The following is a 15998-nucleotide window of genomic DNA, read 5'->3' as shown; positions in this document are numbered from 1 at the left end:
AGGGTATATGTATCGATAATGCGCCAAGCTGCACCTAACAAGTTGACAAAAGAATGTAAATCATTCAAAAACAACGCGTTGGCACAATGCAGTTACCGAAGGAGCCGACAGCATGGCGACAGAGACACAAGTCACCGAGACACAAGGAACGGTTGCTGCCGTTCAGCCTGATGGCCAAGTACGTCAAATAGAGGCTAATCAAACGGTTTCGACAGGAGAGCTACTCGCCGCGGTCGGCAACGAGCCAGCTTCAGTGCGCCTTGAAAATGGTGCCAATGCGAACCTCGCGTTGTCCGCCTTGCTTGTCGGCGAAGGCGAAGACGATACGCTGGCACAAGATTTACCTGAGGATGTGCTTGAAATCATTGAAACCATCCAACAAGGTGACGATCCCAGTGCTATTGAAGATGCTGCTACCGCCGCTGGTGCGGCAGCCTCTGGGTCTGCGATCACCGCCATGGCGATTATTGAAGCGAACGGCCGTATTGGCGAGATCGTTGCAGGCTTTCAAACCGAGGGGCTTGCCAGCTCAGGATTTGGCATTAGCGACGAACAGCTTTTTGCTCTAACCGCACTTAGATTGGCAAGTGCTGACGCTGTATTTCCTACCGCAGCCACCAATGAAACACCGAGTGCCGAATCACTCACTTTCAGTACCGATGAGGATCAGCCATTAGTGCTGACACCGAATCAAATACTACAGCAAATCAACGACCCCGATGGTGACACCCTCACCATTGCTTCCATCACCAGTGGCAATCCAGATGTCGATATCGATGAAGATGAGTCTGGTAATATCGTCATCACACCGCCGCCTAATTTCAATGGCGACCTTGACCTCACGGTTATCGTTTCTGATGGTCAAGCGGAAACGCCGTCTGATATCACGGTTACCGTGAATCCAGTCAACGATGCGCCTACGCTGCAATTTTCTGCCACCACGGTCACCGAGGAAGCAGTTGCGGCTGGCGATACCGTCGGCACCGTGTCTGCCAATGACATAGAAGGCGATGTCCTCACTCTGTCGTTGACCGATGGCGGCCAAAACTATGTCGAATTGCAGGGCAATAATGTCGTTCTCACTCAGGCAGGCGTAGATGCAATCAATAACGATGCACTGGATATCGCCTCGCTGACATTCACGATCACCGCCTCAGACGGCGAAACAAGCACCTCTCAAACCTTCACCTCAGCCGTGGAACGTATTGACGATCCCGCATCCATCACAGGTGACACATCAGGCACGCTCTCAGAGGGTGAAATCGATGGCTCTGACGGAAGTTTGATAGCCAGAGATGCCATTTCCGGGGCCTTGTCAATTTCCGACCCCGACGATAATCCCACGTGGATCGATAGCACGCAATCCGGCCAGTATGGTGAGTTCATCTTCACCAATGGCAACTGGACTTACTCCGCGGATAGCGATGCTGTGCAGTCTCTTAGTGAAGGCGATATCGTTTCGGAAAACTTCACTGTGACCGCATCAGACGGCAGCACCCAGGTCATCGCGATAACGATCACAGGCACCAATGATGATCCTGTGATTAGTGGCCAAACTCGCGGCAATGTCATCGAAGACACCACATTAGCAACAACGGGCTCCCTCAGTATTTCGGATGCAGATGACAACAATGCACCGAGCTTTTCCGATGGCAATGTGTCGGGTCAGTATGGTGAGTTATCATTGGTGAATGGTACCTGGACTTATACGCTCGACAATAACAGTAGCGTTATCCAAGGCTTAGACGTCGGCGATCAGGTCACCGACACCATTACCCTGACCGCGAGCGATAACACGCAACAAAATATTGTCATCACTATTACGGGGACGGATGACGACCCCGACGTCAGCGGTGAGTTTGTCGGTTCAGTGACCGAAGGCAATGAAGGTGATGCACCTGTGACTGCCACTGGGTCGATTACGATTAGTGATGTCGACGGTGACAATAGCCCAACCTTTGCCAATACTACAGAGACTGGTACCTATGGGTCGCTAGAGCTGGTGAACGGTGATTGGACTTACACCCTAAATCAAGCCAGCGTGCAGAATTTAGATGCCGGCGATCAAGTAACGGATACCATCACCCTCACCGCCAGCGATAACACCCAACAAGATATTGTTATCACCATTACGGGTAGCGAGGATGGTCCTGAAGTAACTGGTGAGTTTGTTGGCTCGGTCACCGAAGGTGACGTGGGCGATGCCGCCGTCACTGCAAGTGGCAGACTTTCAATCGGTGATGTCGATGACGGCGATGCGCCGACTTTTGCCGATACCACTGAAGCGGGCACTTACGGCTCGCTAGAGCTGGTCAATGGCAGCTGGACTTACACCCTCGATCAGTCTGCCGTGCAGAACTTGGATGCCGGCGATCAAGTCACGGATACCATCACGCTCACCGCAAGCGATAACACGCAACAAGATATCGAGATCACCATTACTGGCAGCGAGGATGCCCCTGAAGTCAGCGGGGAGTTCGTTGGCTCAGTGACCGAAGGTGACGTGGGCGATGCCGCCGTCACTGCAAGTGGTACGATTGCAATCAGTGATGTCGATAGCGACGATGCACCGAGCTTTGCGGATACCACCGAAGCGGGCACCTATGGTTCGCTAGAGCTGGTCAATGGCAACTGGACTTACACCCTTGATCAATCTGCTGTACAAAACTTGGACGCCGGCGACCAGGTCACCGATACCATTACTCTCAATGCCTCTGACGGCACTCCGCAAGATATCGTCATCACCATTACGGGTAGCGAGGATGCCCCTGAAGTCAGCGGGGAGTTTGTTGGCTCAGTGACCGAAGGTAACGAAGGTGATGCGCCTGTCACCGCCACCGGCACCATTGCGATCAGTGATGTCGATGACGGCGATGCGCCGACTTTTGCCGATGCCACTGAAGCGGGCACTTACGGCTCGCTAGAGCTGGTGAACGGCGATTGGACCTATACGCTCGACCAATCTGCCGTACAAAACTTGGACGCCGGCGACCAGGTCACGGATACCATCACCCTCACCGCGAGCGATAACACCCAACAAGATATTGTTATCACCATTACTGGCAGCGAGGATGCCCCTGAAGTCACCGGTAGCTTTACCGGCTCAGTGACCGAAGGTGACGTGGGCGATGCCGCCGTCACTGCAAGTGGCACACTTTCAATCAGTGATGTTGATGGCGACGATGCGCCGAGCTTTGCGGATACCACCGAAGCGGGCACCTATGGCTCGCTAGAGCTGGTGAACGGCGATTGGACCTATACCCTCGATCAGTCTTCCGTACAAAACTTGGACGCTGGCGATCAGGTCACGGATACCATTACCCTGACGGCGAGCGATAACACCCAACAAGATATCGTGATCACCATTTCCGGTAGCGAGGATGCGCCAGACATCAGCGGTGAGTTCGTCGGTTCAGTGACCGAAGGTGACGTGGGCGATGCCGCGGTGACTGCCACCGGCACCATAGCGATCAGTGATATCGACGGTGACGATGCACCGAGCTTTGCGGATACCACCGAAGCGGGCGCCTATGGCTCGCTAGAACTGGTCAATGGCAGCTGGACTTACACCCTCGATCAGTCTGCCGTGCAGAATTTAGATGCCGGTGATCAGGTGACGGACACTATCACCCTCACCGCAAGCGATAACACCCAAAAAGATATCGAGATCACCATTACCGGTAGCGAGGATGACCCTGAAGTCACCGGTGAGTTCGTCGGTTCAGTGACCGAAGGTGACGTGGGCGATGCGCCCGTCACTGCTACGGGAACCATTGCGATCAGTGATGTAGATGGCGACGATGCACCCACCTTTGCGGATACCACTGAAGCGGGCACTTACGGCTCGCTAGAGCTGGTCAATGGCAGCTGGACTTACACCCTTGATCAATCTGCTGTGCAGAACTTGGATGCCGACGATCAAGTCACGGATACCATCACCCTCACCGCCAGCGATAACACCCAACAAGATATCGAGATCACCATTACCGGTAGCGAGGATGCCCCTGAAGTCACCGGTGAGTTCGTCGGTTCAGTGACCGAAGGTGATGTGGGCGATGCGCCTGTGACTGCAAGTGGCACACTTTCAATCAGTGACGTTGATGGCGACGATAATCCCACCTTTGCCAATACTACAGAGACCGGTACCTATGGCTCGCTAGAGCTGGTCAACGGCGATTGGACTTACACCCTTGATCAAGCCAGCGTGCAGAATTTAGATGCCGGCGATCAGGTGACGGACACTATCACCCTCACCGCGAGCGATAACACCCAACAAGATATTGTTATCACCATTACTGGGACGGATGACGCCCCCGACGTCAGCGGGGAGTTTGTTGGTTCAGTGACCGAAGGTGATGTGGGCGATGCCGCGGTCACTGCCACCGGCACCCTTGCGATCAGTGATGTGGATGACGGCGATGCGCCGAGCTTTGCCGATACCACAGAGGCGGGGACTTACGGCTCGCTAGGGCTGGTCAACGGCGATTGGACCTATACCCTCGATCAGTCTTCCGTACAAAACTTGGACGCTGGCGATCAAATTACCGACACTATCACCCTCACCGCCAGCGATAACACGCAACAAGATATCGAGATCACCATTACTGGCAGCGAGGATGCCCCTGAAGTGACCGGTAGCTTTATCGGCTCAGTGACCGAAGGTAACGAAGGTGATGCGCCTGTCACCACTACCGGCACCATTGCGATCAATGATGTGGATGGCGGCGATGCGCCGACTTTTGCGGATGTATCAAAATCTGGCGCCTATGGTTCACTAGAGCTGGTCAACGGCGATTGGACCTATACCCTCGATCAGACCAGCGTGCAGAACTTGGACGCTGGCGATCAAGTTACCGACACCATCACCCTCACCGCAAGCGATAACACCCAACAAGATATCGAGATCACCATTACTGGCAGCGAGGATGCCCCTGAAGTCACCGGTGAGTTCGTTGGTTCAGTGACCGAAGGCAATGAAGGTGATGCGCCTGTGACTGCAAGTGGCACACTTTCAATCAGTGATGTCGATGACGGCGATGCACCGACTTTTGCCGACACCACTGAAGCGGGCACTTACGGCTCGCTGGAGCTGGTCGATGGCAACTGGACCTATACGCTCGATCAGTCTGCCGTGCAGGATTTAGACGCCGGCGATCAAGTCACGGATACCATCACCCTCACCGCCAGCGATAACACCCAACAAGATATCGTGATCACCATTACCGGTAGCGAGGATGCGCCAGACGTCACCGGTAGCTTTGTTGGCTCGGTCACCGAGGGTGATGTAGGCGATGCGCCTGTCACCACCACGGGCACTATTGCGATCAGTGATATCGACGGTGACGATGCACCGAGCTTTGCGGATACCACTGAAGCGGGCACTTACGGCTCGCTAGAGCTGGTCAATGGCAGCTGGACTTACACCCTTGATCAATCTGCTGTGCAGAACTTGGATGCCGGCGATCAGGTCACGGATACCATCACCCTCACCGCCAGCGATAACACGCAACAAGATATCGTGATCACCATTACCGGTAGCGAGGATGCCCCTGAAGTCACCGGTGAGTTCGTCGGTTCAGTGACCGAAGGTGATGTGGGGGATGCGCCTGTGACTGCAAGTGGCACACTTTCAATCAGTGACGTTGATGGCGACGATAATCCCACCTTTGCCAATACTACAGAGACCGGTACCTATGGCTCGCTAGAGCTGGTCAACGGTGATTGGACCTATACCCTCGATCAGTCTGCGGTGCAGAACCTAGATGCTGGCGATCAGGTGAAGGATACCATCACGCTAACCGCCAGCGATAACACGCAACAAGATATCGTGATCACCATTACCGGGACGGATGACGCCCCTGAAGTCACTGGTGAATTTGTTGGCTCAGTGACCGAGGATAATATAGGTGACGCGGCGGTGACTGCCACCGGCACCATTGCGATCAGTGATATCGATGGCGACGATAATCCCACCTTTACCAATACCAAAGAGGCGGGCAATTACGGCTCGCTGGAGCTGGTAGATGGCAACTGGACTTACACCCTTGATCAAGCCAGCGTGCAGGATTTAGATGCCGGCGATCAAGTCACCGATACCATCACCCTCACCGCCAGCGATAACACCCAACAAGATATCGAGATCACCATTACCGGGACGGATGACGACCCCGACGTCACCGGTGAGTTCGTCGGTTCAGTGACCGAAGGTGACGTGGGCGATGCCGCGGTGACTGCCACCGGCACCATAGCGATCAGTGATATCGACGGTGACGATGCACCGAGCTTTGCGGATACCACCGAAGCGGGCGCCTATGGCTCGCTAGAACTGGTCAATGGCAGCTGGACTTACACCCTCGATCAGTCTGCCGTGCAGAATTTAAATGCCGGCGACCAGGTCACCGATACCATTACTCTCAATGCCTCTGACGGCACTCCGCAAGATATCGTCATCACCATTACTGGCAGCGAGGATGCCCCTGAGGTCACCGGTAGCTTTGTTGGCTCGGTCACCGAGGGTGATGTGGGCGATGCCGCGGTCACTGCCACCGGTACCCTTGCGATCAGTGATGTCGATGACGACGATGCGCCGAGCTTTGCGGATACCACCGAAGCGGGCACCTATGGCTCACTCGAGCTGGTCAATGGCAACTGGACTTACACCCTTGATCAGTCTGCCGTACAAAACTTGGACGCTGGCGATCAAGTCACGGATACCATCACCCTCACCGCGAGCGATAACACGCAACAAGATATCGTCATCACTATTACGGGGACGGATGATGCCCCTGAAGTCAGCGGGGAGTTCGTTGGCTCAGTGACCGAAGGTGACGTGGGCGATGCCGCCGTCACTGCAAGTGGTACGATTGCAATCAGTGATGTCGATAGCGACGATGCACCGAGCTTTGCGGATACCACCGAAGCGGGCACCTATGGTTCGCTAGAGCTAGTCAATGGCAACTGGACTTACACCCTTGATCAATCTGCTGTACAAAACTTGGACGCCGGCGACCAGGTCACCGATACCATTACTCTCAATGCCTCTGACGGCACTCCGCAAGATATCGTCATCACCATTACCGGGACGGATGACGCGCCTGAAGTGACCGGTGAATTTGTTGGTTCAATGACCGAAGGTGACGTGGGCGATGCCGCCGTCACTGCAAGTGGTACGATTGCAATCAGTGATGTCGATAGCGACGATGCACCGAGCTTTGCGGATACCACCGAAGCGGGCACCTATGGTTCGCTAGAGCTGGTCAATGGCAACTGGACTTACACCCTTGATCAATCTGCTGTACAAAACTTGGACGCCGGCGACCAGGTCACCGATACCATTACTCTCAATGCCTCTGACGGCACTCCGCAAGATATCGTCATCACCATTACGGGTAGCGAGGATGCCCCTGAAGTCACCGGTAGCTTTGTTGGCTCGGTCACCGAGGGTGATGTAGGCGATGCGCCTGTCACCGCCACGGGCACTATTGCGATCAGTGATATCGACGGTGACGATGCACCGAGCTTTGCGGATACCACCGAAGCGGGCACCTATGGCTCGCTAGAGCTGGTCGATGGCGACTGGACTTACACCCTTGATCAAGCCAGCGTGCAGGATTTAGATGCCGGCGACCAGGTCACCGATACCATTACTCTCAATGCCTCTGACGGCACTCCGCAAGATATCGTAATCACCATTACTGGCAGCGAGGATGCCCCTGAGGTCACCGGTGAGTTCCTCGGTTCAGTGACCGAAGGTAATGAAGGTGATGCCGCGGTCACTGCGACGGGTTCGATTACGATTAGTGATGTTGATGGCGACGATGCGCCGACTTTTGCCGATACCACTGAAGCAGGGACTTATGGCTCGCTGGAACTGGTCAATGGCAACTGGACTTACACCCTTGATCAATCTTCTGTACAAAACTTGGACGCCGGCGACCAGGTCACCGATACCATTACTCTCAATGCCTCTGACGGCACTCCGCAAGATATCGTCATCACCATTACTGGCAGCGAGGATGCCCCTGAAGTCACCGGTGAGTTCGTTGGCTCAGTGACCGAAGGTGATGTGGGCGATGCCGCCGTCACTGCAAGTGGCACACTTTCAATCAGTGATGTTGATGGCGACGATGCACCGAGCTTTGCGGATACCACTGCGTCCGGCACCTATGGTTCGCTGGAGCTGGTCAATGGCAACTGGACCTATACGCTCGATCAGTCTGCCGTGCAGGATTTAGATGCCGGCGATCAAGTTACCGACACCATTACTCTCAATGCCTCTGACGGCACTCCGCAAGATATCGTAATCACCATTACTGGCAGTGAGGATGCCCCTGAGGTCACCGGTGAGTTCCTCGGTTCAGTGACCGAAGGTAATGAAGGCGATGCAGCGGTCACTGCGACGGGTTCGATTACGATTAGTGATGTTGATGGCGACGATGCGCCGACTTTTGCCGATACCACTGAAGCAGGGACTTATGGCTCGCTGGAACTGGTCGATGGCAACTGGACTTACACCCTTGATCAGTCTGCCGTGCAGGATTTAGATGCCGGTGATCAGGTGACGGACACTATCACCCTCACCGCGAGCGATAACACCCAACAAGATATTGTTATCACTATTACGGGGACGGATGACGACCCCGACGTCACCGGTGAGTTCGTCGGTTCAGTGACCGAAGGTGATGTCGGTGATGCCCCTGTGACTGCCACCGGCACCATTACGATCAGTGATATCGACGGCGACGATACCCCAACCTTTGCCGATACCACAGAGGCAGGGACTTACGGCTCGCTGGAACTCGTCAATGGCAGCTGGACTTACACCCTCGATCAATCTGCTGTACAAAACTTGGACGCTGGCGATCAAGTGACGGATACCATTACCCTGACCGCAAGCGATAACACCCAACAAGATATTGTTATCACCATTACCGGGACGGATGACGACCCCGACGTCAGCGGAGAGTTTGTTGGCTCAGTGACCGAAGGTAACGAAGGTGATCCGCCTGTCACCGCCACCGGCACCATTGCGATCAGTGATATCGACGGTGACGATGCACCGAGCTTTGCCGATACCACTGAGACCGGTACCTATGGTTCGATCGAGTTAGTGGATGGTACCTGGACCTATACCCTCGATCAGTCTGCCGTGCAGGATTTAGATGCCGGCGATCAAGTCACGGATACTATCACCCTGACCGCGAGCGATAACACCCAACAAGATATTGTTATCACTATTACCGGTAGCGAGGATGCGCCAGACGTCAGCGGGGAGTTTGTTGGCTCGGTCACCGAAGGTAACATCGGCGATGCACCTGTCACCGCGACGGGTACGATTACGATTAGTGATGTGGATGGTGACAATAGCCCAACCTTTGCCAATACTACAGAGACTGGTACCTATGGGTCGCTAGAGCTGGTGAACGGTGATTGGACTTACACCCTAAATCAAGCCAGCGTGCAGAATTTAGATGCCGGCGATCAAGTAACGGATACCATCACCCTCACCGCCAGCGATAACACGCAGCAAGATATCGTCATCACCATTACCGGGACGGATGACGCCCCCGAAGTCAGCGGTAGCTTTACCGGCTCAGTGACCGAAGGCAATGAAGGTGATGCATCCGTCACTGCCACGGGCACGATTGCAATCACTGATGTTGATGACGGCGATGCACCGAGCTTTGCGGATACTACCGAAGCGGGCACTTATGGTTCACTAGAGCTGGTCAATGGCGACTGGACTTACATCCTTGATCAAGCCAGCGTGCAGGATTTAGATGCCGGCGACCAGATCACCGATACCATTACCCTCACCGCAAGCGATAACACCCAACAAGATATTGTTATCACTATTACGGGGACGGATGACGACCCTGACGTCACCGGTGAGTTCGTCGGTTCAGTGACCGAAGGTGATGTCGGTGATGCCCCTGTGACTGCCACCGGCACCATTACGATCAGTGATATCGACGGCGACGATACCCCAACCTTTGCCGATACCACAGAGGCAGGGACTTACGGCTCGCTGGAACTGGTCAATGGCAGCTGGACTTACACCCTCGATCAGTCTGCCGTGCAGAACTTGGATGCCGGCGATCAAGTCACGGATACCATCACGCTCACCGCAAGCGATAACACGCAACAAGATATCGAGATCACCATTACTGGCAGCGAGGATGCCCCTGAAGTCAGCGGTGAGTTTGTTGGTTCAGTGACCGAAGGCAATGAAGGTGATGCAGCGGTCACCGCCACGGGCACCATTGCGATCAATGATATCGACGGTGACGATGCACCGAGCTTTGCCGATACTACAGAGACTGGTACCTATGGCTCGCTGGAGCTGGTCAATGGCAACTGGACTTACACCCTTGATCAATCTGCTGTACAAAACCTAGATACCGGTGATCAAGTCACCGATACCATTACCCTGACCGCGAGCGATAACACCCAACAAGATATCGAGATCACCATTACCGGTAGCGAGGATGCCCCTGAAGTCACCGGTGAATTTGTTGGTTCAATGACCGAGGGTGATGTGGGCGATGCGCCTGTGACTGCCACTGGGTCGATTACGATCAGTGATATCGACGGTGACGATGCACCGAGCTTTGCCGATACTACAGAGACTGGTACCTATGGCTCGCTAGAGCTGGTCGATGGCAACTGGACTTACACCCTTGATCAAGCCAGCGTGCAGGATTTAGATGCCGGCGACCAGGTCACCGATACCATTACTCTCAATGCCTCTGACGGCACTCCGCAAGATATCGTGATCACCATTACTGGCAGCGAGGATGCCCCTGAGGTCACCGGTAGCTTTGTTGGCTCGGTCACCGAGGGTGATGTAGGCGATGCGCCTGTCACCGCCACGGGCACTATTGCGATCAGTGATATCGACGGTGACGATGCACCGAGCTTTGCGGATACCACTGCGTCCGGCACCTATGGTTCGCTGGAACTAGTCAATGGCAATTGGACTTACACCCTTGATCAATCTTCTGTACAAAACTTGGACGCCGGCGACCAGGTCACCGATACCATTACTCTCAATGCCTCTGACGGCACTCCGCAAGATATCGTGATCACCATTACTGGCAGCGAGGATGCCCCTGAAGTCACCGGTGAGTTCGTTGGCTCAGTGACCGAAGGTGACGTGGGTGATGCCGCCGTCACTGCAAGTGGCACACTTTCAATCAGTGATGTTGATGGCGACGATAATCCCACCTTTGCCAATACCACCGAAGCGGGGACTTATGGCTCGCTCGATCTGGTCGATGGCGATTGGACCTATACCCTCGATCAGACCAGCGTGCAGAATTTAGATGCCGGCGATCAAGTTACCGACACCATCACCCTGACGGCAAGCGATAACACCCAACAAGATATTGTTATCACCATTACGGGGACGGATGACGACCCCGACGTCAGCGGTGAGTTTGTCGGTTCAGTGACCGAAGGCAATGAAGGTGATGCACCTGTGACTGCCACTGGGTCGATTACGATTAGTGATGTTGATGGCGACGATGCGCCGACTTTTGCGGATACCACCGAAGCGGGCACCTATGGTTCGCTCGAGTTAGTGGATGGTACCTGGACCTACACCCTTGATCAGTCTGCCGTGCAGGATTTAGATGCCGGCGATCAAGTCACCGATACCATTACCCTGACCGCGAGCGATAACACCCAACAGGATATCGTGATCACCATTACCGGTAGCGAGGATGCGCCAGACGTCAGCGGTGAGTTTGTTGGTTCCGTCACCGAGGGTGATGTGGGCGATGCCGCGGTCACTGCCACCGGTACCCTTGCGATCAGTGATGTCGATGACGGCGATGCACCGAGCTTTGCCGATGTCACACAAGCAGGCAACTATGGCTCGCTAGAGCTGGTCAACGGTGATTGGACCTATACCCTCGATCAGACCAGCGTGCAGAACTTGGACGCCGGCGATCAAGTTACCGACACTATCACACTAACCGCTACTAACGGTGTACCACAGGACATTGCCATTACCATTACCGGTAGCAATGACGCGCCCACGTTGGCTCAGGCTGTTTCGACGCAAAATCTGCAAGAGGATTTTGTTAGCTACACCATTGATCTTAATACGGTATTTTCGGATATCGATAGCAACGATACGTTAAGCTTTGATGTGGCGAATGTACCTAGTGGTGTCTCCGTCTCTGTCGATGCGAGTGGCATCGCAACCATTTCTTCGGTCGCCGATTGGAGTGGGACAGAGACAGTGAGCTTCCGCGCCACCGATACCCAAAATGCGAGTCTCACGCACGATGTCACCTTCAACGTCGAAGGAGTTGCTACCGCCCCCACACTCACGGTCAGTCGTGGCGATCAATCACTGACTTATATTGATAACACAGGACAAATCTCCGCCACTGACCCTGGAGCGGGCGGATCACGTGCCATTCTTTCGCCCTTAACAATCTCCGGCACCGCCAATGAAGCGGGCGAAACACTCACTTACCGAATCAGCGGCTTACCCGACGATGCGGTATTATCAGCGGGGACAAAAGAGGCAAGCACCGGCGATTGGCTGCTCACGGACGCGCAATTGAGTGGTCTTAATCTCGCCTCTCCCGCGGATATGACTGGCGTCACCCTATCCATTACGGCTATCAGTACCGACGGCACGGATCAGGCATCGACCACGGCCATGCTAAATCTAGAAAATGATAGCTTTGCGCTGACCGAAGGACAAACCACCAGCATTACCAGTGCCAATGGGCTGATTAGCAACGATGCAGACACACAGGCCACGGTCACCCGCGTTGCCACCAATACCAGCCAAGGAGAAAGTGGCAACAGTGAAGTTGTGATCGGCCCTGCCACCATCGCCACCGCACTGGGCGGCAGCATTACGGTCAGTGCCGATGGCAGCTTCACCTACACCGCACCAGCAGTGAATCATGCAGGCGGCGGTCAAGTCTATGACAGCTTCTCGTACCAAAGCAGCGAGAATGGCGAGTGGACAACCGTGACCTTTGATGTGAGCGACTCCGCGCCTGTCGCCCATGATGATAGCGACAGCGTGGCCTCTGCCGCCTCGACAGGGGGAAACGTGATCACTGCCGGCGCTGGCGCCGATACCCTTGGGGCGGATACCACCACGGTGACCGCGGTTAGCTTCAACGGTACCACCTATGCGGTTAACGGCAGTACTGTGATTGCCACATCGCAAGGGCAATTAACGATCCAGTCTGACGGTAGCTATGTTTACCAATCATTAGTCGCGTCGGCGACGGATGCCAGCACCCTGGATGATGAGGTATTCACTTATACCCTCACCGACAGCGATGGGGATATCAGTCAGGCACAGCTCACAGTCGGCCATGACAATAATACCCAGTTAAACGCCGATATCGCTTCAGTCAGCGAGCAAGGGTTAGTGAGCAACGATAATAGTCATTCCACCCAAGGCAACCTCTTGGATAATGACACCGGGATTGGTACCAATGTCGCTCTCGATCAAGTGAATGGACAAAGTTTTGGCAGTGACGGTGTCTTAACCCTCACGACCGCCAGTGGCACCTTGACTGTTTATAACCAAGACAACAGCCAAGGTTATCGCGCGGGTGACTATACTTATACACTCAACAGCGCCACCAGCGGCGATAACGTGAGTGAAGCCTTCACCTACACGACTTATGATCCAACAGCGGCCACCGCTTATCGCTCATCGGCTTTTACTGTCAATGTGCAAGATGATACGCCGACCTCTGACAACATCGAAAGTGCCTTATATGCGACGGCAGAGAGTAGCTCGACCTTTAATCTGATTCTTACCGTTGACCTTTCGGGTAGTATGGCCGATCCGGTTGATCCGAGTGACCCGGATTCACCCACTCGGATGGAAGTCACCAAAGCCGCACTAAAATCCATGGTAGAGGAATACGATAAGCTTGGCGATCTCAACATCCAAGTTGTGTCATTTTCGAGTGAAGCCCAGTCTTCAGGTTGGATACTTAACGATGTCAACAGCGCATTAGACGCAATCGAGGGCCTATATGCCGGCGGTGCCACCCGCTACGATAACGCGCTAAACGAGATCATCAATACTGTCGATACCTCTGGGACCTCCGCAGATAAAACCATCTCCTATTTTATCTCGGATGGGATACCCAATGATGACTTTGAAAATAACACCAGCCTGCAAAGTGCATGGCAAAATTATATCAGCGCGCAAGGCATTGATGAGTCCTTCAGTGTCGGGGTCGGGGATGGCATTACGACATCGCCACTGACTCCTATAGCAGCAAGTAGCTCAGGCAATACCAGTGACAATGTGTTGCTGGTGACCGATGAAAATGAACTCGCTTACTCACTGCTACAAACCATCAAGAGCGGACAAGTTTCGGGTGGCATGGTTCTGATGGATGATGAGGGTAATACTGTCTCCTTATTCGGCGCCGACGATGGCTATATTTCTGCACTCACCTTGGATGGACAAACGTACAACTATGATCCCGCCACGGACAGCGCGCAGCAGACCTTTGAAACCGCCAAGGGCGGGATCCTCACCATCAATTTTAATACCGGCGAGTACGACTACCGCGTGGCGGTCGACAGAGATATTCTCAACGAACAAGAACAAATCGCGCTGACGCTTACCGATAACGATGGCGATACCAGTGATGTGAATGTTGCCATTGACCTCTACTACGAGGCACGGCTCGATGCTAATCACGATATAGTGATCACCAATGTTCATGACGGTAGCCCAATCGTGATCCCCGGTTTGGCATTAACCCATAACGATATTCCGTCAATGGACAGTACGATCACGGCGACCAGCAACGGGGTACAAGGGTCAGTAACGGGCACGGATGACGTCACCTTCACACCCGATAGTGCGATGAATACGCAAGCTTTCCTTGACCCCATCGGTAACGACTCTAAATTTATCGCAGAATCCGAACTCGGTGATTACGCTGGTTCATTTGCTCAGGCACAGAGCCTAGACCGCGGTAAATTCGGGACCATGACCCAGGAGGTGTGGCCACACATTGATGTTGGTAACTTCGGTGCCAATGCCGCCCTGACGGGGACGGTACAAAACGGTACCGACAGTGACATGACAAAAATGGATCTCTACCAAAACGAAAGCTTACTCTTTGATGATGACAATTGGACGAATAATCTGAGCGTAAGAGTGTATGACGAAAACCAACAGCTATTGGACACTCTCAACCCAGATACGGGCAGTAATAGCTTTACGGCCGGTCAGCAAGGCACTTACTATTTTGAGGTCGTGTCCAATAATATATTAAATACGACCGAAAGCTACGATATTTATCTCACCCTGGATAGCGCTAATGCGGTGTTGCCAGAGCCTGAACATCAATTTGAATACACCTCCTCTAATGGCAGTTATATAGATAGTGCACTGGTCGATATTATTGCGATTGATGAGCAAACGCTGGAAGGTACTTATCAAAGTGAAGTTCTCGCGGCCGGTGCAGGTGACGATACCCTGATTGGCAACGCGGGCGATGATAGTTTACTCGGGAACCACGGCGACGACACGCTTGATGGCGGCCTTGGCGATGATCTGCTAATTGGCGGGAAAGGTGACGATACACTGACCGGAGGGCTTGGCTCTGATACCTTCGCGTTTTTAAGCGGCGATCAAGGGTCGGTCGGCGCAGAAGCAGTTGATCGCATTACTGAATTTGATGTGCAAAAAGATACACTGGCTCTCTCCGAGCTGCTGATTGATGAAGACCAAGCCGGAGAGAGCCTTGAAGACTATTTGACGCTTGAGGACAACGACCAGGGTGAAGCCACTTTATACATCGCCTCTGCGGGCGATAATCAAATCGACCAGCACGTGGTGTTTGAAAACCTCAGTGTGGCAGACATGGCTAGCGCATACGAAATTGATATGAGTGGCCTCAGCAGCCAAGAGCTAAGCGCTTCCGTGATAGATGCCATGATCCAACAAAACAAACTGATGACAGACTAATCGACACCTGACG

Annotated in this window: 1 protein-coding gene; it reads left to right on the top strand. The window is 53.8% G+C overall.

What is annotated here, in order from left to right; all coding sequences use genetic code 11:
• Positions 1-112 precede the first annotated feature (112 nt).
• A complete protein-coding gene (locus FCN78_RS16070) occupies positions 113-15985 on the top strand; it encodes a VCBS domain-containing protein (protein WP_167483335.1) in 15873 nt (5290 codons plus the stop codon).
• Positions 15986-15998 lie beyond the last annotated feature (13 nt).

It is taken from the genome of Salinivibrio kushneri (genome assembly GCF_005280275.1).
GTDB classification, from domain to species: domain Bacteria; phylum Pseudomonadota; class Gammaproteobacteria; order Enterobacterales; family Vibrionaceae; genus Salinivibrio; species Salinivibrio kushneri.
Note: the sequence above shows the minus strand (reverse complement) of the source record. Positions and strands in the feature narration are given on the sequence as shown.